Source organism: Clostridium sp. 1001283B150225_161107_B6 (assembly GCF_015556325.1).
Lineage (GTDB): Bacteria > Bacillota > Clostridia > Lachnospirales > Lachnospiraceae > Enterocloster.
Genome location: NZ_JADNMD010000002.1, coordinates 543,320 through 565,216, shown reverse-complemented (window position 1 = coordinate 565,216; position 21,897 = coordinate 543,320). Strand labels below are relative to the sequence as shown.

Genomic DNA, 21,897 nt, shown 5'->3' with positions numbered 1-21,897 from the left:
CGTGACCTCCTGGTTTTAATGGCTTTCTTTTCTTGTTGAAACCAGTATTCCAGTATACCGGTATACCGTCAAGGGGTTTGGGCAAAATAAAAAATCCCCTGATTAAGGAATCTAATAATCAAGGGATGCGTATGTCTATTTTATATCATATTTTTTTAACTTTTTAACCACGGTCGACTGGTCGATGCCCAGTTTATCCGCAATGGCCCGTGTAGTCTTATACATACTGTGGTATTCCTCCAGTATGGACCTTTCCACCTGATTCAGCCGTTCGGTCAGGCTCATATCATTGGTTCCCGTTTCTTCGCTCTCCTCTCTTTTAAAAGCCGGCATCATCTTCCTGATATCTGTTTCCGAAATTGTATCGTGAAACGTGCTGACCACAAGGCGTTCAATTACATTCTCCATCTCCCGTACATTTCCCGGCCACTCATATCTGCGCAGCAGCTCCGTGGCCTCATAGGTGATATCCTTTGTCATGCCGTAGCGCCCGTTCATTATTTTCAGGAAAAAACGGATGTATTGAATGATATCTTCTTCACGGTCCCTGAGGGCCGGTATATGAATGGGTACCACGCTGATTCTGTAATACAAATCCCCGCGGAATTTTTCCTGCTTAACCAGTTCCTTTAAATCCTTGTTGGCTGCAACAATGATTCTGGCGCTTATCTTTACGGATTTTGTATCGCCCACCCGCATGATTTCCCGTTCCTGAAGGACATGCAGAAGCTTTACCTGCAGATGAAGGGGCAGCTCGGATATCTCATCCAAAAACACGGTACCCTCGCCTGCTGATTCCAGCAGTCCTTTTTTTCCTTCCCTTAAAGCTCCTGTGAACGCTCCCGGAACATATCCGAACAGTTCCGACTCAAGGAGCTCTTCCGGGATGGCTCCGCAGTTGATTTGAATGAAGGGCATCTCCTTATGCAGCGAATTATTGTGGATAAACCGTGCAAACATACTCTTCCCAACGCCAGTCTCCCCCTGCAGAAGTATGGTTGTCTGCAGCGGCGCAATGTGTTCCATGAGGCGGACCACCTCCTGCATTTTAGCGCTGGAGCCAATCAGTATTTCCTGATTTCCATTCTGGTGGCGGAGCTGGTCGCGGACCGTCTTTACCAGCTCCTCCTTGTTCTTCAGCTCTTCCTTTAAATTTTCTATTTCTGTAATATCTTTTGATATATTAATGACCCGTTTAATCTTCCCTTCCCCGTCAAAGATAGGCTTTCCCGTGACAAGGAGCTTTCTATTGCCGGCCGTTGTCTGCGCAAGGGTTACCTCTCTCTTTTTCTCCAGCACAGCAACCGTTACCGACTTGTCAAAAATACCCTTGCGTTCAAAATCATACGCGCTGCTTCCCACAATTTCCTCATTGGGCACTCCGAAATTAAGCCCGCAGGCCTTGCTGGCCCTCAAAAATATACCATTTCCGTCCGCCACCGTAATCTGGTCAAACGCCATCTCAAATATGGCTTCAAGCTCACTGCATATATCCTTATAGTACTGTAAGTCTTTTTCCATTTGTAATAACCTCATCGTGCGATATCATGGCCATGGTTCAGGAATCCAATGAAATTTTATAAGCGCGAAAAAAGACAAAGGGGCGTTTGACCGGCCCTGCCCCTTTCTCTTTTTCCTGTGATTCTATATCTGTCCTTATCTGTCACGGTACATTGTACCAAATGGTTTACCTTTAATCAGTTTTCCATCACCCTTATTTCCAATATAGTTCCCATCCTCTACCACTATGCTGCCTCTAAGAAATACAGTATCCACCTTACCCTTCTGTTCCATACCTTCGTACGGACTATAGTCAACACCATGCAGGGAATCATTATTGGAAATCACACCCGTGTAATCCGGGTCATAGATAACAATATCCGCATCATATCCTACTTCAATGAATCCTTTGCAGTAATCAAGCCCGTTATTCCTGGCAGGTCTTGATGCATAAATATCTACCAGCTTCTGCCGGGTAATCTTTCCTGTTTCCACACCGTATGTCCAGAGTATGGCCAGACGGTTCTGAAGGCCCGGGGCCCCATTTGGGATATTACGGAAATCATCCTGTCCCATATGCTTCTGGTTTTTAAAGTCAAAGCCGCAGTGGTCCGAGCTTACTGCATTCAGCCATCCGTTATTGATACCCTTCCACAGTTCCTCAAAATGGTCCGGTGTACGGAGTGCAGGGGAACATACGTATTTTGCCCCCTCAAAATTCGGTTTTGCAAGATTGGACTCATCCAGCACCAGATAGTGTGAACAGGTCTCTCCCATCACCGCCATGCCCTTGTCGTACGCCCTTGCTATCTCCTCCAATGCCTCTTTGCAGGTAACATGCACAATATATAAGGGCGCGTCCGCCAGCTGCGCCAGGTAAACAGCCCTTCTGGTCGCCTCCGCCTCAACGACCGGCGGCCTGGACAAGACGTGTCCGTACGGCTCCGTGCATCCCTTTGCCACCAGCTCTTTTTGAAGCACGTCAATCATGTCTGCATTCTCAGCATGAACCATGACCGTGACACCGGCCTCTTTTCCCTTTTTTAACGCCTTTAAAATGGCATCATCATCTGCATGGAAGAACATTCCCTTATACGCCATAAATAATTTCATGGTCGGGTAACCTGCATCTGCAAGTCTGGGGATTTCATCAATGACCTCTTCCCTTGGGTCTGTCATGACAATGTGGAAGGAATAATCGGCCATGGCAACATTCTCTGCGTTTTCCCTGCGGTAGTCTTCGATGGAATCAATCAGCCCTTTTCCCTTTACCTGGTTCACAAATTCAATCACGGTTGTGGTTCCGCCTGCAATTGCCGCATTTGATGTCTCGAATCCCCTTACCTTTGTTCCATTGAACTCAAATGAAAAATGTACGTGCTGGTCCACCCCTCCCGGAAGTACAAATTTACCGGAAGCATCGTACACTTCTGCATCTGCACATTCAAGATTTACACCGATATTGGTAATCTTCTCATCTTCAATCAGGATATCCGCCACATATTCATTGGAAGCCGTGACAATTGTTCCGCCTTTAATTACTTTTTTCATGGTAAGCCTTCCGCCCCTTTCTTTATAACGCCAGCCGTTTTACTGTTTCCAGCAAAATGTCCGCTCCTTTTTTGATATCCCCGGCCTCTGTATACTCTTCTACCGTGTGACTCCTGCCATCCACACTTGGCACGAATATCATTCCCACATCCGTTACTTCTGTTATCATGGCTGCATCATGGACCGCGCCGCTGTTCATGCATTTATAGGGATAGCCCTTTTCCACAGTCACTTCTTCGATAATTCCCGCAATCCGTTGGGACAGTTGGATGCACTTAGATTTGCCGACTTCAGCAATCTCAATTACCACTCCGGTTTCCGCCTCTATCTTTTTACCCTTTTCCCTGATAAAGGAGATGACACGCTCCATTCCATCCTGATGCACATCACGGATATCAACGCTAAACTGCACCTTCTGGGGAATCACATTGGGCTTATTGGGCTGGCATTCAATTTCCCCTATGGTTGCCACCGTTGTATGGTATACATTCCTTTTTACATATTCCTCAATGTCGCAAATCAGCTTTGCGGCAGCTGTCATGGGGTCCCTGCGCATATCCATGGGCGTGGAGCCTGCATGGTCGGAAGAACCATGGATGATGATTCTGTATGTATACATCCCCGCAATTGCCTGAACCACTCCTATGGTAAGCCCCTCTTTGTCCAGCACTGCTCCCTGTTCAATGTGCATTTCAACCATGGCATACACATCCGATGGATTCAAGCGGCATTTTTCAACCTCATCCGGCTGCAGCCCAAATCCCTTGATTACTTCATAAGCAGTTTCTCCGCCCTCGTTCTTCAGCTTTTTCAAATAGTCCTTGCTGCATTTCCCAACCAGAGCCTTGCTTCCCAGCATGGTGGTGCCGAAATTAGAGCCTTCTTCCTCCGCAAATATCACAAGCTCCACCGGGCGTACCGGCCTGATATTATGTTCAAAAAATACATTCAACACCTCCAGGGCTGATATGACCCCCACGATTCCATCGTATTTGCCGCCGTTTCGGACACTGTCTATATGGGAGCCAATCCATACAGGCGCCAGGGAATCATCCATTCCCTGGTACCGGGCCCGTATGTTTCCAATTTGGTCCACATATACATTCAGACTTATCTCCTCGCAGATTTCCCGGATATATGCCCTTGCCTGCTTGTCCAGGGTACTATAGGAATACCTGGTAACCCCGCATCCAGGCGTCTCGTTAAACTTAGCCAACGAATTAATTCTGCTCATGAGTCTGTCCCGTTTCACTTCCATATCCATATCCCTACATCCTTTCCTTAGCTATTGTAACGGCAGTCATTACGCAAAATTATATTCTGTTAAAATACGGTCCCTGCAGAGGGTCTTATCATTGAAATATTCATATAAACTGATTCCCAGATAGGAACCGGAAATATTGGTTACATTCTTATACCCATTTCCCTGAAGATACATCAATGCATAATAGCTGCGCTGGCTTGTGCGGCAATGGAGATACACCGGAATATCCTTGGGAATCTCTGTCATACGCTGGCGCAATTGACTCAGGGGTATATTATGGGCTCCTTTAATGTGGCCCGCATTATATTCTCTTTCCTCCCTGACATCTACGATATAAGCTCCCTCCTCCACAAGACGGCGGACATCGCCCACATGGACCTGACGGTAACGGCCATTCAGGATATTGAGGCCTACAAGGGCTGCAATATTCACAACATCTTTTGCCGTGCTGAACACAGGGGAGTAACACAACTCCAGCTCCTTAAGGTCCTCCAATGTTCCATTCATGGCAATCATTGCCGCAATGACATCAATTCTTTTATCCACCCCTCCTTTTCCAATGGCCTGGGCTCCCAGGATACGGCCTGTGGGAACTTCAAACAAAAGCTTGAAGCACATGTACCTGCTGTCCGGCATAAGTCCTGGTTTGTCAGGCGGAAGTACATACGCAAAATCATATGGAATCCCTGCCTGCTTTGCGGCCTTTTCATTTAGTCCTGTACAGGCAGCATTCTGTTCAAACAGCCGCAGACAGCTTGAGCCAATCACACCCTTATTCACACACGGAATTCCATTTATATGGTCCGCAGCTGCCCTTGCCTGCCTCTGGGCCGGTCCTGCCAGCGCCAGGCGTCCCGGTCTGCGGGTCAGGCTGTTGTATACCTCAATCGCATCCCCCACTGCATAAATATCCGGGTCGCTGGTCTGATAATTATGATTCACTTCAATGGCGCCGGTAATCCCAATTTTCAATCCGGCATCCTCTGCAAGCTTTGTCTCCGGCCTGACTCCGATGGAAAGCACCACCGCCTGAGCCGAAACACATGTATCCCTCCCCCCTTGCCTTACAATCACCTTATCATCTTCAATGGAGGTAACCGTGGAATCCAGCAAAAGCTTCACGCCATGGTCCATCAGCTCTTTATGGAGCATCTGCGCCATGTCGTAATCAAAGGATGCCATGATTTGATTCAGCCCTTCAACCAGGGTGATATCCTTTCCGGCCTCTTTTAAATTCTCCACAACCTCAACACCGATAAAGCCTCCTCCGGCCACAACAACTTCCTTCACATCCTCACGCTGAATGAATGCATTCAGCGCGCGGACATCGGTAACATTGCGCACCGTAAATACATGCGGTTTATCCACCCCTTCTATGCTCCCCGGACGGAGAGGACTGGCCCCCGGAGAGAGTATGAGCTTGTCATAGCTTTCCGTATCAATCCGGCCAGTCTCCCCATCTCTTACACAGATGGTCTTTTCCGCCCGGTTGACGGCAACCACTTCCCTGCCCGTGAAGACATCAATATCATGCTTTTCTTTAAACTCCTTTGGCGTCATCAGCACCAGGGACTCACTATTTTTAATCACTCCGCTTAAATGGTACGGAAGACAGCAATTGGAAAAGGATACATGTTCTCCCCTCTCAAAGATGACAATCTCTGCCTGGGCATCAAGCCTCCTGGCGCGGGCTGCAGCCGACGCGCCTCCTGCCACTCCCCCCACAACAACAATCTTTTTTGACATTTATATTCTCCTGTTTTCCTTAAAGACAGATGAAATTAGAAACCAGCAACATTCTTCTTCCATGAGAATCCTGCGATATCATCCGTGGTCAGGTCTAAATACTTACATGCGATTTCCACACCTGCAATAATAGCCTTTGCACAGTGGTCCTTACGCTCCGGGCTGCCCCACCGGTCTAAATTGTCTTTACAGATTTCCCGGCAGAGGGGACTCTCCATGGCCTCTGTAAAATCACTGACCATATTGTTATAACGGCGGTACTCCACATCATACAGCCCATCCGGTTTCTCACCCTTTGGATTTTTACGGCCATGCTTTGCACTGACTGCCATGATGGCTCCTGATAATGCGCCGCAGGTAAGGCCGCTCATGCCCACGCCTCCCCCAAATCCGGCGCACATGGAACAGGTGTGGTAAGGTGCGTCTGTCTCCGGCAGCTCCCCGCTGGCAATAATTGCCTCATAAACACTTTCACAGCAGTTTAACCCGTTATAAAAATTCCAAAGAGCTGCTTCCTTAATTTTTTCTATTTTTTCAATTGAGATAGCCATAATAATTTCCTCCGATTTGGTGTTTTAAGTTTATTTGTTTTATCTTACATAAAGAGCAGCAGAACATGATAATAGGCAAATGTAAATGCCAGATATACTGCCAGGCAGGGAATAACCTGACGGACCATGTCGCTGAAATCAACCTTAAAGTAATTGGCTGCAACTACCACGCATACATGTGTGGGGGATAACTGGTTTGATGCCCATGCAAAACAGCCCAGCAGCATAACCAGAGGTACCCCGAAGTTTGGAATTGCCGCAAATGCAAGCGGGGCAACCACTGCTATGATTCCCTGCGCCCCTGTCAGGACACCGCCCACAAAGATGAGCAAAGCAAACATAATATAGGCGGGAATCGGTAATGTCTGGAACGCTGTAATCAGAGATGCCAGCACACCGGCATGTGATAAAAATCCCTGGAAGATGAATATCATCAGCGTGCTGAGAATCATTACCTTATCAAATGCCTTGGGCAGCAGCTGGGCTATTTCCTTTGGCGTGACCTTATAGACAAAGAAGCTGATAAGTAATACGATTCCAATTGAAATTTCGACTGACAATCCAACCCCCATGATTAATACCATAATCAGTACCAATGACCAGATATGTTTGAACAGACTGACTGCTGCATCCTTTTTGCTGACAGTAATCTCAATGCCGGTTTTAGTAGGAAGCTTTCTGAGGAAAATAAAGTATCCCACCACAAACAATATGGTAACCGGCGGAAGCATTGCAATTACAAAACTGGATATCGGCAGTCCTGAAAATCCGCATAACAGCAGGATAACAGGGTATGTAGGGAGAAAAGATTCCGGTATATGGCGGAAATAGGATGTAATGATGGCTTTCTCCTTTGCATTCATGTAATCCCCTGTAGCCTCATTCACGATTTCCCCGCATAAAACCAGGGCGGCAGGCGACGGAAGGAAACCAATGATGATTGGAATTAAAAGTGCATTAACAATCCTGTTGTTAAACAGATTAATCATGTCAACCTGGGCCTTTTGAATCTGCTTGCGTTTATCCAGCAATCTCTGGAGAAATGTAATCAGGTAGATGTCAAGTACAATGGCCATCTTACCCCAGCTGGTCAGAACACCGACAATTACTTCCCCGCATTCCTTGATTGGAATCATGCAGATGACTGCCGTGGCGACAGTACCTACAATAAAAGCCCAGTGCAGCGGTTTTTTCGCCCATATAATTGCCACGATTATGGCGAAAATAACAACCAGTTTGATTAAGTTATAATCCATAAGTGTACCCCCCATAAATTTTTTCACTTTCAGTGATTTTGACTGTATCTTATGTTTCGGTTTGTGCACAACCTTTACACAATTAATATAAGCAACTTAGGTGCCAACTTCTCTTTTTTCCGTATTTTTTTAATTTTTTACCCGTTTTTCTTATTTTCTGTTGAAATATGCTTTATTTTCCTTCAATTTTCCATCCTCCGCCCCCCTCGGATTCCCAAATTTATCCAGTATTCCTGTCCTCTGTATCCGTAAGCAGCTGCCTATTGATGATTTTTCTCATCAACTTAATGAAAACCATCATCACCTGCTTAAGGCAATCCTCAAAAGCGGAAGCATTGCTGCGATTCGTGATTTTCGACAATTATATGCCCCCACTTGTTGATAATAAAGTAATTGTATATAATTGATACTATCATACGGTCATTTGATTTACTAATAGGTATATCGGATACCTTATCTCAAATACAGATAGGATAATGAGCCGTCTGGCTGGGGAGATACAAATGGACATTAAAAATCTCATGTATATTTTAGAGGCAAACAAATGCCATTCCATCAATAAGGCCGCCCAGAACGTATTTATTTCCCAATCGCATCTAAGCAGTATTATCAAAAACGTGGAAACAGAGGTCGGATACAACATTTTTATCCGCACAGCAGCTGGCCTGACCGCCACTGAAGAAGGATTATACTTTTTAGATGCAGCAGAAAAAATCGTGGCAAACTGGCAGTCCATACTGGAAATTCCTGACCGTTCCGGGGACCGGGAATCCCTGTTGGTCTGTTGTACGCCTTCAGCTTCCATTTTCCAATGTTTTCTTAATTATAAAAAAATGTATACGACCCAAAGCCACGATGTCTTTTTAGAGGGAGGATTAAAGAAAGTAATGGGGTATATATTAAATCAGACATGCAGAATAGGAATTCTTATGATGGAAGAAAAACAGATAGATAAATACAGACAGGTTGCAGAGAATTATAAACTGGATTTTTATGTTCTGAGGCTGGGAATTGCCATGGGGGTATATATGGCAAAAAGTCATCCCCTGGCTGCCTCAGAAACAGTCACAAAGGATGACCTGGCTCAATATCCCGTTGTAATAAATATCAACCTGGTCACAGATGACCGGGTTGATTTTTCAGTTCACCCAGCAGGGGCATTGTATGTCTCAGACCGCGGAACCACCTATGAAGCCCTGTTCCGCCACAATTACCTGCTGCCAGGCATAATAAATTCAGCTAACCGGAATATGAAAAGCTGCCTGTGTAGGCCTATTGCGGACGGTGACCATATGGCAGTGTGCTTCATTAAATCGCGGCTCTGCAAACCGAATCAGAGGGAGCAGCAGTTTCTGCTTTACCTGGCAGATGAGATAAAGAAGTTTTAGTAAAAATACTGCCTGGGCCGCAGTATCCCTGAGTCGCCTTACCCCAGCAGCCCCCGCACCATCCCCCCGTCAAACACCACCGCAGGTACATGGTCCACTTCTATCTGATAGAGCGCGTTGGCAGCCATATGCTCCGCGGCCTGTTCCAAATCCCGGATGCCCGTGGTATCCGCGTACTTTTCTATGACCGCGTCAAGGGCGTCTGCTGTCACCACACATTCATCTTCATGCAGCCCCATGCGCTTTAAAACCTTTGGCATGGCGTACCTGGAAAATATGATTTTCTTTTCCTCCGGCGTATAGTCCGGAATGTCTATCACCGCGAAACGTGACATAAGGGGCGCGCTGATTTGAGACTTGTCATTGGCAGTTGCAATGGGGTACACGCCGCCGGTGGGAATCATACACTCTATGTAATTGTCCGTAAAACCCAGGTTGTCCAGGAGGGTCAGCAGCACATCGGCAGGATTTCCATTGCCCTTACCTGATGATGCCTTATCCAGTTCATTGATGATAAACACAAGGTTTGATTCTCCCGCCATGGAAAATGCCTCCATGATAATACCAGGTTTCGCGTTTGAATAAATGCGTGAACTGCCGGTAAGCTGTTCCGAATCATTGATGGAGCTCATGTCCAGGGTTGTCCAGGGAAGCTTTAAAATCCTGGCCACCGCATAGGCAATCTGTGACTTTCCGGTGCCTGCCGGACCAACCAGAAGCATACCGTATGCAGGAAGGGTATGGGTACGGTTAATCTGTATGATGGTTTCTATGATTCTCTGTTTGACCCGCTCCATACCGTACAGCTCCTCATCCAGTATCCGGCGGGCCTCCACAGGGTCAATGGACTCAAAATAGTGGTTCTTCCACTGAATGTTCATCATGATGGAAAGGGCGCGCTGCGCGTGGCGCCTCTCCTCCGGGGTCACTTCATGGGAGCGGGCCACAGCCAGGTTCCTGCGGGCCCAAATCCGTATATTGTCCGGCAGCGTCCGACCGGCGCAGTTCATGAAATCAGAGAGACTCTGAAGGCTGGTCAGCTTCATGTCATCCCCGATTTCCTCCTGGTCCTCTTCTGCCAGCTCTGCCTCGGGCGCGCTGCTTGCCAGCAGCCGTTCAATCATAAACTGGAGAAATCCGTCCTCCGCAGACAGCTTGGTGCCGCCGCCAAAGGCCACCTCCCGTATCTTATAGACCGCATACCCGTCCCCGCGGTTCTGACCGGACAGCCGGACACTGATATGGTTTTCCCCCAGCCAGCGGAGCAGACTGATAAAGCGGGCGTCAACCTGCAGGATATCCGCGCTGACAGTCCCGTCCTCCTCCTTGAATTCAAAAGCCGTCCGCCTGGCCTGATTGGCGAACACCCCGCAGGAATGGTGGTTCCAGGTCCGGCTGCTGTTGTCCAGGACAAGCATGGGCTTCTCCGGGGAAGCAGCGGCCTCACCGGAGTAAAATACACGGTAGGTGCACTGGGGCGCCTCTTCTGTTTTAGGTCTGTCGCTGAAATCAAATACTGGCATAAGAATCCTCCTGATATTGAAAGAGAGAGTCATAACACCTCTGTGCCATATACTCTCTCTTTGTGGCTGATTTACGTGTATGTCCACTGGAAAAGCACGTTTTTTCTAGCCCTATTATATGTAAATCCCTATTTTATGTCAATAGCTGTTTGCGGTGTTTTCCCCCGCAGTTCCCCTGGGAATCCTCTTCGGATACCTTTTCCCCGCCGTCCGGCATTTCCTTCTGTGCGGCAATCCGGCAAACCAGACGTTCCGCCATGGCAACGGATGTCAGGGTCACATAAATCTCCAGCGCACTGCTGATGATTCCGGCCGCTGCCAAAAGGAATACGGATACACCCACAATGGCTCCCCACCCATACAGAAAACGCCTGTATGCCCCGGGGGATATCCGGTACCGGGCTCCTATTATCCAAAGCAGATACAAAAGCACCAGCACCGCGGATAAAAATGCAAATATGATATGCAATACAGATTTAAGGGGTAACTCCTCCGGTAGATACGGGGTCGTAATGGCACAGAACAGCAGCACCAGCGCAGCCGGAACCAATCCGGCGCAGATTGGATGCAGCGCAATCCGGGATTTTATGTTCCTGTGTATCATATAAAAATAACTCCCCACCAAAACGCCCCACAGGAAAAACGACTTCTTCCTGTCAAAAAAATTGCCTATAACAGAAAAATTGGTGGTAAACCAGTTATATCCTCTTGTAAATAAAACCGTGTATACAGGAATTAAAAAGTAAGCCCAGAATTTCATTTATTGTCCAGTCCGTTTCATTTGTTTTCTACAGTATAGCAGACTGCGCAGCATTTATATTTAAAAAACTCTGACTTCTTTCTAAACAATTGATAAATATTTCCTCCTAAAGTACGGTTATGGAATAAGCCGGCTGGTCCAGCTTTCTTATATCATTCCGTATGAGATTACAATCGAAAGAATAGGATTAACAAAATACCATACCAATAAAATTCATGACCAGCCTACGCCCTTCTCCCAATCAGTTCCTTCATGATTTCCCTATGCTTTTCCGTGCTGATAGGATAAAACAGGTACAGCACGCCGTTGACCGCGCTGATGACTGCCGGAATCAGGGTAATGAACCAGTTGATTGCATTCAGAATCTCAGCAGGCTGTTCACCTCTTGCCACGTAGCGGAAGGCTGCCAGCACCGCAATTCCGATAGCCGGCATGATGGCGCCGCCGGCCTTATTGGCCACCGACACAAACGAGGACAGAAATCCGTCGCAGCGCACCCCGGTTATGTATTCCCCATAGTCCACAGCATCCCCGATTGCGCCGAAATGCACGCCCATATAGGCATAAAAGCTCATGCTTCCTATGAAAGTAAGGACCCAGAAAGATACGGCCGGGGCAGTCACAAAGTACATGAGGAAATAAGCGCCTGCCGTGACAAAATTCAGGACCGAGCAAACCTTGCCCTTGTGGTTCAGGCATCTGAACAAAACATTGCCAAACCAGCCGGTTCCTGCAATTGCCGCAAACAGGCTGATGATTCCATAGGTAGTGGCATAGCCTGCATCCCCTGCATTATACTCCCAGTAATAGGCAAGCATGGCCGCCCTGCCGTAAATCACGCATCCAAGGATAAACTGACCCAGTATCAGAATAATGACAGGGCGGTTTTTTACCAGGGAATGCATCTGGCTTTTTAGCGGTATACTGGTCTGTGTGGGCGGCGGCGTCAGTACCTCCTTTGTATTCATACAGCAGATGACCATGGTGGGAAGTCCCAGGACACATGTAATCAGCACTGCCCAGAAATATCCCCTGGCGCTGCTGGCAGTACCATCTGAAGAGAACAGCCTCATCAGCGGAACCGCAATGATTACCGTAACCATAGAGCTGACATTGGCGAACATCATCCGCAGCCCGGACACCTTTGCACGGTCCTCCGAATCCGGGGTGATACAGCCGTTGAGCGCCCCATAGGGCATATTGCTGCATGTGGAAGCAATGGTCAGCAGCACATAGACCCCCCACATCCATAATAGCCTTCCACGATAGGACCAGTCCGGGCTTGCAGCGAAAATCAGCACAATAAAGGACGCCATGGCAATGGACCCCAGTAAAAACCAGACCCTGTATCTTCCCCATCTGCTGTGGGTCCTGTCGGCCAGCGAACCGATAACCGGGTCATTAAATGCGTCAAAGATGCGTATAACCAGCATCATAACCGACACAGCTGCCGCCGGAATTCCAATGGTATCTGTATAGTAAATGGTCAGATACGTACTGAGCCAGTAATACATGAAATTGTAGCCGAAATCTCCCAGTGCATAATAAAACCGTTTTAACGGCGTCAGGCGGTAGGTTGCCAGATTCACCCCTGCCTGGTATTGTTTTTTTGTAGTCCCCATTGCACACTCCTTCTTCACGAATTACAGTCTCCTCTTATCTCGACAGAAGGTCAATAACATGATTCCAATCCGCCAGTTTTTCCTTTCGCTGCTCCGCTTTCATAGCAGGCACATACTGTTTGCGCTCCTCCCGTCCGAACAGGGCCGCCTTTTCATAGATTCCTGCGCCCAATCCTGCCAGATAGGCTGCCCCGATTGCCGACAGTTCTTCTGTATTGGCAATCTGCACCACCACATTGGACAAATCGCTCTGCAGCTGCATCAGATAGCTGTTCCTTGTAGGTCCTCCGTCCACCCGCAGTTCCCGGATGGGAATGCCGCTGTCCTTTTCCATGGACTCCAGTACCGCGTTGATTTGGTAAGCAATACTTTCCAGCGCCGCCTTAATGATTTCATTCTTCCCTGTGGTGCGGCTCATTCCATATAAAACAGCCTTTGCATCCGCCTTCCAGTACGGCGCGGACAGTCCGGAAAAAGCAGGCACCAGTATGGTCTTATCCAGCGGATTAGCCATAGCTGCCGCACATTCTGTTTCTGCCGGCGAGGCCACCAGCTTCACATCATCCTTCAGCCAGCTGATTACAGCTCCCGTATAGTTGATATTGCCCTCCAGTACGTAATCAATCTTTCCGTCAATTCCCCATGCAAGGGAGGTAACCAGACCGTGGCTGCTCTTTACAAAGGCGTCCCCCACATTCATCATAATGGATGAACCTGTGCCATAGGTGGTCTTGATTGTTCCGCTGTCGTGGCAGCCCTGCCCGAATAAGGCGGCGTGGGAGTCTCCGATGGCGCTGTGAATGGGTATCTGTTCAGGGAAAATACCGCCCAAATCCGTCATTCCAAACACGCTGTTGCTGTCGCACACGTCCGGCAGACACTTTAAAGGCACGCCGAACAGTCCGCAGATTTCCTCATCCCACTTTAAATCCCTGATTGAATAGAGCTGGGTCCTGGATGCATTGGAATAGTCTGTCTTAAAGGAGGCGCCTCCGGTCATGCGGAATATAAGCCAGGAGTCAATGGTACCAAGGCATATCTGCCCTAAATCATCCTCCTGTATATCCAGGTTTTGTATAAGCCATGCCATTTTTGCCGCAGGAAAATAGGGAGACAGCTTAAGACCTGTTTTATCCCGTATGATTTCACTGTAAGCGGACAGGCTCCGGGCCGTCCCCTCTGCCCTGGCACACTGCCATACCACTGCGTGGGTCAGGGGTGCGCCGTTCCTGTCCCAGATTGCCGTGGTTTCCCTTTGGTTGCTGATTCCGATTGCAGCTACCTGCTCCGGCAGGATGTCTGTTTCGTCCAGAACAGCCCTTGCTGCGGCCAGCACATTTTCATAAATCTCATTTAAATCGTGGGAAACCCATCCCTGTCCGTTGATAATCTGCCGGTGGGCGCGGTCCGCCCGCCCGGCAATCTTTCCATATTCATCCACCAGTACCGCCTTGGTACCCTGGGTGCTCTGGTCAATTCCCAATACATACCTCATATTGTCACACCCCCGCCAATGTATTCTTTACCGTTTCAGCAATCCCCTCTTCATCCATATGGTAATAGCGGAACACCTCCCGGCTGGTTCCAGGTATCAGATGGACATCCGGCAGGGCAATCTGTTTTACCAGAACCGGACACCTCCCGGCTGTCACCTGGGCTGTCAGGCTTCCCAATCCTCCATAAACAGAATGTTCTTCCACTGTCACCAGGCATTTTACCTGCTTTGCAAAATTCAGCACAGTCTCCCCGTCAAAGGGTTTTAAGCAGTACATGTCAATTACTCCGGCGCTGATGCCGTCTCTTTGGAGGATTTCCGCTGCCTTGACCGCATAAGGCACCATCTCTCCGCATGCAATCAGCATCACATCGGTTCCCCGGGAAAGTACCATTGCCTGATTCAGCTTAAGCTCCGCTGTCTCATCATAAACATCCTCGGTGGCCGACCTGCTTACTCTCACATAAGCAGGTTCCTGGTCCTCCAAAAGGGCTTCCATCAGCCGCCGGGTCTGAAACCGGTCGCTGGGCAGATATACCCTCATGCCGGGAAGGGCTGAAAATGCAGCAATATCCTGGCAGGAATGATGGCTCATTCCAAGGGCTCCGTAGCTGATTCCCCCGCTGATTCCCACCAAAGTCACATTAGTCCCTGAATAGGCCACATCAATTTTGGCCTGCTCATAACTCCTGGTGGAAAGAAAGCTGGCCGGGGATACGGCAAACGCCTTTTTTCCGCAGGCAGCCATACCGGCTGCCACCGACACCAGATTCTGTTCCGCAATTCCCAGTTCAACAAACCGGGACGGATACTGTTTCGCAAAAGGGGTCATGGAGGCAGAGCCCCTTGAATCCGAGCACAGGACCACAATATCCATTTGGGTTTCCGCTGCTTTTAACAGGGTCTCGCAAATCACTTGGCGGTTTGTAACTTGATTCATTGCAGCACCTCCTCTATTTCCTTTACGGCTGTTTCGTACTGTTCCCGCGTCATAACCCCGTGATGCCATGATATCTGGTTTTCCATGAAGGATACGCCTTTTCCCTTCACTGTATGGGCAATCACTGCCGATGGTTTTCCCTTGAATGCCTCCGCCTTTTCGTATGCCTCTGCCAGCATGCCGCAGTTATGGCCGTCTGCCACCTCAATAACATTCCATCCAAATTCCCTGAATTTGGCAGCCAGGCTGGCGCTGTTCATCACCTGTTCCGTGGTCCCGCTTATCTGCAGACGGTTTAAATCCACGGTCGCGCACAGATTATCCAGACGGTAATGGCCGGCCGCCATCATGCCTTCATAGTTGGAGCCCTCTGCCATCTCCCCATCCCCCAAAACCACATAGGTCCGGTAGCTTTTCCGGTCCATCCTTGCTGCCAGCGCCATTCCCACACCCACGGAAATCCCGTGTCCCAGGGAGCCTGAATTCATCTCTATTCCAGGCACCTCTGTGTTGGGATGGCCGATAAATCTGCTTCCGAACCCGCTGAAGGTCTCAATTGCCTCTTTCACATCATAAAACCCCCGTTCCCCCAGGACACAGTACAGCGCATCCGCACAGTGTCCCTTGCTGAGCAGAAAACGGTCCCGGTTTTCATCCTCCATTTTCTCAGGCGACACATTCATCACCCTGAAATATAAGACAGTCAATATATCCGCCACGCTCAGGTCGCCTCCCACATGCCCGGCCCCTGATTTGTACACCATTTCTATGATGTCCCGGCGCAGCTCATACGATTTTCTTGTCAATGCATCCATACCATGTCCTCCCCTGATTTAATAAATTGTAAAGCCTCCATCCACAACAAGGTCCTCACCGGTAATCATGTTGGACTCATTGCATGAGAGGAAGAGTACGGCTGCCGCAATTTCGTCTGTCTCTGCAAAACGGCGGGCCGGAATCCTTTCAATCATGTCGGTTTTCACCTTGCCCTGCCATGCCTTTTCACCCATGTATGTATTTACCACGGTAGGAGCAACGCCATTGACATTGATGCCGTACTCAGCCCACTCCAGGGCACATACCTTTATCATGCCCACCACAGCTGCCTTGCTCATGGTGTATCCCACATGTTTATTGATTGCAATAAAGTCCGCCTGGGATGTTACGCACACAATCTTGCCTCCCTTTCCCTGGGCAATCATCTGATTGGCTGCTGCCTGGCAGACCCGGAATACGCCCACTGCATTGATTGCCATATGCTTTTCAATGGTGCTGATTTCAATCTCTGACGCACGGTATAGGTCTACAAACCCGGGCATGGCTGCCAGGATATGTATCTCGCCAAAGGCATCTGTAACCGCCCTCATCATTGCATCCACGCTCTCCTGGCTGGTGACGTCACATCTGACGCCGATTGTCTCAACCCCGTATGCAGCAGCGATTTTTTCTGCCACCTCCGGACAGTTGTCCTTGCAGTCCACAATGGCTACCTTTGCTCCCTTCCTTGCATACATCTGTGCGGTTGCCTCCCCGATACCGCCTGCCCCGCCTACAACAATAGCTGCCTTGCCTGTTAAATCAAAATCTCCGTTTACCTTTTCGTACTGAATCATTCTGTTTTCCTCCTAAATATTTAGTTTTTTGTTTCTTTATATTTAGATTGTATCTCTAAATATTTAGTTTGTAAATACTGAATATTTACTATTTTTTCTTTCATGATTTTGTGTACTTCTACTAATCTCATGAAATTTTACCGTTTTACCTCAGACCATGTGACTATATCTTCTTTATCAAGACATTTTTAAAAAGAGTTTATAAAATACAAACATGGTTTTTCGTAAAAATACGCTGAATATTTTCTAAACCATTCACTAAATCATTTGACATATAAGCTGAAATCTTTTATAATATTCACTAGAAACAGATTTTTCAATGATATTAGGAGGATATATCCATGACAAATAAAGAAATAGCCAGCCAGGTAGGCGTATCCCCTGCGGCTCTGTCGCTGATTATCAACCACAAGCCAGGTGTCTCGGAGGCCACCCGTTCCAGGGTCTTAAATGAACTGAAAGAATTGGGATATGAACATCTGATAAAGAGCTCCGCAGCAGCGGAGCCCAGCAATAATCTCTGTTTTATCATTTATAAAAGGCACGGAGAGATTCTTGACCTGCACCCTTTTTTTCTTTTACTTATGGAAAACATTGAATCCCGGGCCAGAAGCTACGGATACAATATCCTCCTGTCCACCATTGACAAACGGCGGCCGGTGGAACCGCAGATAGAACGAATCAATGAATTGAACTCCCAGGGAGCCATTATTTTTGCTACGGAAATGTTCGATGAGGATATGGATGCATTTTCAGCCATCCAGATTCCCTTTGTGGCGCTGGACAATGATTTCACCCGTCTGTCCTGTAATTCCGTATCCATCAATAACCAGATGGGAACCTACCAAGCCATTGATTATCTGGTACGGAACGGACACCGCAACATCGGTTATCTGAAAAGCCAGACACGTATCAGCAGCTTCCGGGAGAGGCATTCAGGATATGAAAACGCGCTGAAGCATTTCAGTCTGGCATTCCTGCCGGAACATATCTGGACGGTCCATTACACAGAGGAAGGAAGCTACCGTGATATCCGTAAAATCCTGGATTCGCCTTCCCTGACGCTGCCGGATGCCTTTGTATGCGATGATGATACCACTGCAGTAGGTTTCATCCGCGCCTGTTCGGAGAAGGGAATCCGTATTCCGGAGGATATATCCATCATTGGTTTCAATGACCGTCCTACCTGTGAGGTCACCAGTCCTCCCCTGACCTCAGTCAATGTATCCAAACGGGCCTTTGCCGTTGAGGCTGTGGATGAATTAATGCGCCTGATACAGGACGCGGACCGCCAGGCAGCGGAAAACGGTCCGGAAAAACGTTGGGAATCCCGTTCCAGGAAAATCCGCATTGGTACAAAACTGATTGTGCGGGAATCGGTGGGCAGAAAATCGGCGGAAAGACAATCGGCTAAAAGACAATAGCTAAATTCCAAAAGGGCCGTACCACGACGATACGGCCCTTTCTTTCTATATGGTATAAGTTCTTTCCATCATTCACTGCTTCCCAATCAAAACCTCCACTGCCTCCCGCAGCGTACCATCCTCCCCCACATTCCCGGGAAAGATAACATAGGGAATGCCGGGAAACCTGCTTTCCTCTCCCGTCTTCCACACCGGTACGCCGGGAGCAGCCTGGCCCATGACAGTGGCCTTCTTTACCTGCAGCGCCCTGGTCCCCACGTCGGAGGATGTGATTCCTCCCTTGGCAACCACAAAGGCCGGAACCACTTCCAGTCTTCCCACCAGGGTCTGCACTGCGTCTGAGATTTTCACCGAACGTTTAAGAGCAGCCTCCCTGGTGTCATTTTCCAGCTCCAGCAGACGCCTTCTCGTATAGACTGCCGCGGTTCTGCCGCCTGCAATGATGGCCCCCATACTGCGGACAATCCGTTCTGTCTCCTCCTCTAAAGCCGCCTGGTCCAGCACCAGGTCTGAGTTAAATTCCAGGAACTCAATTCCGGGAATCTTTTTCAGTTCCTCCAGCTGCCTGGTGGTCTTGGCCGTATGGGAGCCCACCACAATAACGCCGCCGTGTCCGTTTTCACACCTTACCATCTGCTCCCTGGTAAGCAGGGGCTGGTCTGCAATCCCCCCTATCACCTTTACAAGGGAGGCGGCTGTGCGGAACAGGAACCGCTTTCCCTGGTCCATGGCGCGGTACAGGGCAAGGCAGAACACCTTAAGGTCGCCGTATCCAATGGCATTCACTATAATTTTATTAAAACCGCTGACTTCCATGAGCTGGCCCGCCACCTTATCCACATCGCCCTTTTGCAAATCATCCAGTCCGATGCAGACCACATTCTGAGACGGGAAAACGCCTTCCGTCTTTTCCTCCACATACTCTGTCAAATTCGAGGAACGGTACCCAAAGGTCCTGTCTTTGGCGAACTCCGTCTCTCCTGCCGGAATCAGCTCACTGCCATACCGGACATAATGTACATTACCGATGGTATACCGTCCCCCTTCCCGGAAAAAGGGGCAGATGACCTCGCCGTCCACCTGGATTCCGCCTTCCTTCCACAGCACCTCCCGCAGAACTTCCGTTTCCAGGGGATAATGCCCCCGGAGCGTGGAATCCCCCCGGTTCATCAGGATGAATCCGCGCCCCGTCTCCCCGGCGGCCTTTAACACGCGGCAGGCAATCTCACGGTGCGCTTTTTCTGTCTCAGCCGCCGTGAAGCCCCGGGAGTTGGTCAGTATGTAGAACAGGCTGTTTTCCTCCTTAAAACCGCTGAGCACGGCTTCCTCGGACCAGTCCGTGTATACAGATACGTCATGTACGGTCTGGACGCCTGTGGGGTCGTCGTCCAGCACCACGATTTTCCTTCTGCTCTTTCGGATTACCTCCTTGAGGAGCCGGTCAATCCGCTCCTCATCCCGGTCAGCCTTCCGTTCCAGCTGTCCTGCTGATAATCTGGTGGTTTCTGCCATATTCATCCCGCCTGTCTGTTTTTATACGTACCGCCATGCCTTACTTTTTCAGATTGCCGTGTTCATCGTGCATCGCGTCGTAGCAAATGTTATTGGTGCCGTTGTATCCCAGCGGATTGCGGAAGCCCAGCGGATTCACGCCGCATGGATACTTGGTCATGATTTCACCCACCAGCTCGCAGTAAAGGTCCGCGCACCGCTCCACAATCTTGTCGCCCTTTTCTTTGCTGGCATTTGTGGGATCTCCGATTACGCCTGTATCCAGGTCGTCCTTTTCCATCAGTGAGAAGGTTCCCTCAAAGTGATACAGCATACCCTCTCCGGCTGCCTGGCCTGGCGCTATCTTCCACTTGGAATCAATGAGTCCGTGGGCTGTGCCCGGCACGGCCAAATCCATATGTACCTTATCCGGATACAATGACAGGGCAACCGAGGTCTCAGCCTCATCCGCATGCCACATATAGGTATCCAGCGTGGTCTTATTGTCCCTCAGGAAGTCATACCAGGTGCTTCCGATGGTAAAGTAACCCTCGATTCCCGCCTTGTGCACTGCCTCAAACATGGACATGGTCTGGCCGTGGGCAGAAATAATCAGGAATTTGTTGTAGCCTGCATTGGCTGCCCCCCGGATGATGTCGGTCAGAAGGCCCACATGTGTCTCAAATGTAAGGGGGATGGTTCCGGGCATCCCCCAGTGATGGGCCGGATGGGAGCCGTACATAGGGCAGGCCAGAATCATGGCGCCGGATTTCTTTGCAACTGCCTCCGCAATGCCCATTGCATTAAATGAATCGCTGCCGCATGGGCAGTGAGGTCCGTGCTGTTCGATTGCCCCGATGGGAAGGATGGCCAAATCGCAGACCTCCTTTGCATAAGCGCAGTTTACGGCTGCGGTATTGTCCTGGAACCATACGGAATCCCTCTTGTTTAATTTAAATTCTGTCTGCTTTTTCATTTTTCTAATCTCCTTTTATGTTTTTATTGATTTAATTCCTTCATGATATTTCTGGCCATGTTTCCTATCATGCCCTGGTCGGAGCTGACGGGTATGTAACGCACTCCCTTATCCATCAGTTCCCGGGCCATCCGCCCATTATCCGCTACCGTTCCCACTGCCTTGCCGGCCCTGTTTACCTTATCAATGATTTGGTCTATGGCTTCCAGAAGCCTGGGATGGTTTCTCTGTCCCATCACGTCCCGCCCAAGGGACTGGGACAGGTCCATGGGGCCGATAAAGACCACGTCCAGCTCCTCCAGCTTAAGGATTTCATCCAGATTGTTAAGGGACTCCATTGTCTCGCAGTGAATAATGCTTAAAACCTCCCGGTTGGCCTTGTCAATGTATTCCTGCTTATCCATCATGCCGTAGCTGGCAGCCCTGTGGGTGGGAGCGAAGCCCCGGTTTCCCAGAGGGGTGTACCGCCCTGCATCCACTGCAATCCTGGCCTGCTCCGGCGTATCCACATTCGGGGCGTGATAGCCCAGGGCACCTGTATCCAGCGCCTGCATAATATTCACAGCCGTGGCTTCCCTGACCCGGACAATGGGCACGATTCCGGTTAAGTCCGACGCCCTTACCAGGTCCGTGATGGTCTCCGGATTATAGGAAACATGCTCGCTGTCAATCACAAAGAACTCCATTCCGGTACAACCCAGGATTTCCACCACGCTGGGGTCAATGGTTTTTACAAAGGTGCCTATGACGGCTTCGCCGTTTTTCAATTTCTGCTTTACTTTATTTTCCCTAATCAT

18 protein-coding genes are annotated in these 21,897 nt (G+C 49.1%); 2 read left to right on the top strand and 16 right to left on the bottom strand.

Annotated elements, in window-relative coordinates; all coding sequences use genetic code 11:
• Positions 1–135: 135 nt before the first annotated feature.
• The 6 genes from I2H39_RS07635 to I2H39_RS07610 form a co-directional block, all read right to left on the bottom strand.
• Complete coding sequence (locus tag I2H39_RS07635) at positions 136–1,521, bottom strand: sigma 54-interacting transcriptional regulator (RefSeq protein WP_171042580.1); 1,386 nt, start codon at positions 1,519–1,521, stop codon at positions 136–138.
• A 135-nt stretch (positions 1,522–1,656) separates the two neighbouring features.
• A complete protein-coding gene (gene hydA / locus I2H39_RS07630; RefSeq protein ID WP_195626173.1) occupies positions 1,657–3,051 on the bottom strand; it encodes a dihydropyrimidinase in 1,395 nt (464 codons plus the stop codon).
• A gap of 22 nt (positions 3,052–3,073) precedes the next feature.
• On the bottom strand, positions 3,074–4,315 hold the full coding sequence (locus I2H39_RS07625; RefSeq protein WP_207671114.1) for a Zn-dependent hydrolase: 1,242 nt from the start codon (positions 4,313–4,315) through the stop codon (positions 3,074–3,076).
• Between the two features lie 39 nt (positions 4,316–4,354).
• Positions 4,355–6,061: an FAD-dependent oxidoreductase gene (locus I2H39_RS07620; RefSeq protein WP_195626172.1), complete on the bottom strand. Its 1,707-nt coding sequence runs from the start codon at positions 6,059–6,061 to the stop codon at positions 4,355–4,357.
• 35 nt (positions 6,062–6,096) lie between these two features.
• Positions 6,097–6,612 (bottom strand): C-GCAxxG-C-C family protein, encoded by a 516-nt coding sequence (locus I2H39_RS07615; RefSeq protein ID WP_138307749.1) that lies wholly within the window; start codon positions 6,610–6,612, stop codon positions 6,097–6,099.
• Positions 6,613–6,656: 44 nt separating this feature from the next.
• The gene (locus I2H39_RS07610) at positions 6,657–7,868 is read right to left on the bottom strand and encodes a DUF401 family protein (protein ID WP_171042579.1); all 1,212 of its coding nucleotides are present in this window, start codon (positions 7,866–7,868) and stop codon (positions 6,657–6,659) included.
• Positions 7,869–8,371: 503 nt separating this feature from the next.
• On the opposite strand from I2H39_RS07610, the gene I2H39_RS07605 reads away from it, so the two are divergent.
• On the top strand, positions 8,372–9,256 hold the full coding sequence (locus tag I2H39_RS07605; RefSeq protein WP_171042578.1) for a LysR family transcriptional regulator: 885 nt from the start codon (positions 8,372–8,374) through the stop codon (positions 9,254–9,256).
• A 38-nt stretch (positions 9,257–9,294) separates the two neighbouring features.
• Here the strand turns inward: I2H39_RS07605 and I2H39_RS07600 are convergent, their stop codons facing one another.
• The 7 genes from I2H39_RS07600 to I2H39_RS07570 form a co-directional block, all read right to left on the bottom strand.
• The gene (locus I2H39_RS07600) at positions 9,295–10,779 is read right to left on the bottom strand and encodes an AAA family ATPase (RefSeq protein ID WP_138307743.1); all 1,485 of its coding nucleotides are present in this window, start codon (positions 10,777–10,779) and stop codon (positions 9,295–9,297) included.
• Positions 10,780–10,912: 133 nt separating this feature from the next.
• On the bottom strand, positions 10,913–11,383 hold the full coding sequence (locus tag I2H39_RS07595) for a hypothetical protein (RefSeq protein WP_227146943.1): 471 nt from the start codon (positions 11,381–11,383) through the stop codon (positions 10,913–10,915).
• A 380-nt stretch (positions 11,384–11,763) separates the two neighbouring features.
• Positions 11,764–13,161, bottom strand: a complete 1,398-nt coding sequence (locus I2H39_RS07590; RefSeq protein ID WP_138307741.1) for a glycoside-pentoside-hexuronide (GPH):cation symporter — start codon at positions 13,159–13,161, stop codon at positions 11,764–11,766.
• A 34-nt stretch (positions 13,162–13,195) separates the two neighbouring features.
• Positions 13,196–14,656 carry a glycerol kinase gene (locus I2H39_RS07585; protein WP_195626170.1) on the bottom strand — a complete coding sequence of 487 codons (1,461 nt, stop codon included), beginning with the start codon at positions 14,654–14,656 and terminating at the stop codon, positions 13,196–13,198.
• 4 nt (positions 14,657–14,660) lie between these two features.
• Positions 14,661–15,596, bottom strand: a complete 936-nt coding sequence (locus I2H39_RS07580) for a transketolase C-terminal domain-containing protein (RefSeq protein WP_195626169.1) — start codon at positions 15,594–15,596, stop codon at positions 14,661–14,663.
• Positions 15,593–16,411 (bottom strand): transketolase, encoded by an 819-nt coding sequence (locus tag I2H39_RS07575; protein WP_138307735.1) that lies wholly within the window; start codon positions 16,409–16,411, stop codon positions 15,593–15,595. Before I2H39_RS07575 ends, I2H39_RS07580 begins: the two co-directional genes overlap by 4 nt.
• A gap of 18 nt (positions 16,412–16,429) precedes the next feature.
• Complete coding sequence (locus I2H39_RS07570; protein ID WP_138307733.1) at positions 16,430–17,209, bottom strand: SDR family oxidoreductase; 780 nt, start codon at positions 17,207–17,209, stop codon at positions 16,430–16,432.
• A 341-nt stretch (positions 17,210–17,550) separates the two neighbouring features.
• Here I2H39_RS07570 and I2H39_RS07565 point away from each other — a divergent pair, with 341 nt between their 5' ends.
• Complete coding sequence (locus tag I2H39_RS07565; RefSeq protein ID WP_138307731.1) at positions 17,551–18,633, top strand: LacI family DNA-binding transcriptional regulator; 1,083 nt, start codon at positions 17,551–17,553, stop codon at positions 18,631–18,633.
• Between the two features lie 72 nt (positions 18,634–18,705).
• On the opposite strand, the gene I2H39_RS07560 is transcribed toward I2H39_RS07565, so the two are convergent.
• The 3 genes from I2H39_RS07560 to I2H39_RS07550 are packed head-to-tail and all read right to left on the bottom strand — an operon-like array spanning position 18,706 to position 21,897.
• Positions 18,706–20,145: a four-carbon acid sugar kinase family protein gene (locus I2H39_RS07560; protein WP_195626168.1), complete on the bottom strand. Its 1,440-nt coding sequence runs from the start codon at positions 20,143–20,145 to the stop codon at positions 18,706–18,708.
• 40 nt (positions 20,146–20,185) lie between these two features.
• Positions 20,186–21,100, bottom strand: a complete 915-nt coding sequence (locus tag I2H39_RS07555) for a creatininase family protein (RefSeq protein ID WP_138307727.1) — start codon at positions 21,098–21,100, stop codon at positions 20,186–20,188.
• Positions 21,101–21,123: 23 nt separating this feature from the next.
• Entirely contained in the window at positions 21,124–21,897 is a 774-nt protein-coding gene (locus I2H39_RS07550; protein ID WP_138307725.1) for an aldolase/citrate lyase family protein, read from the bottom strand.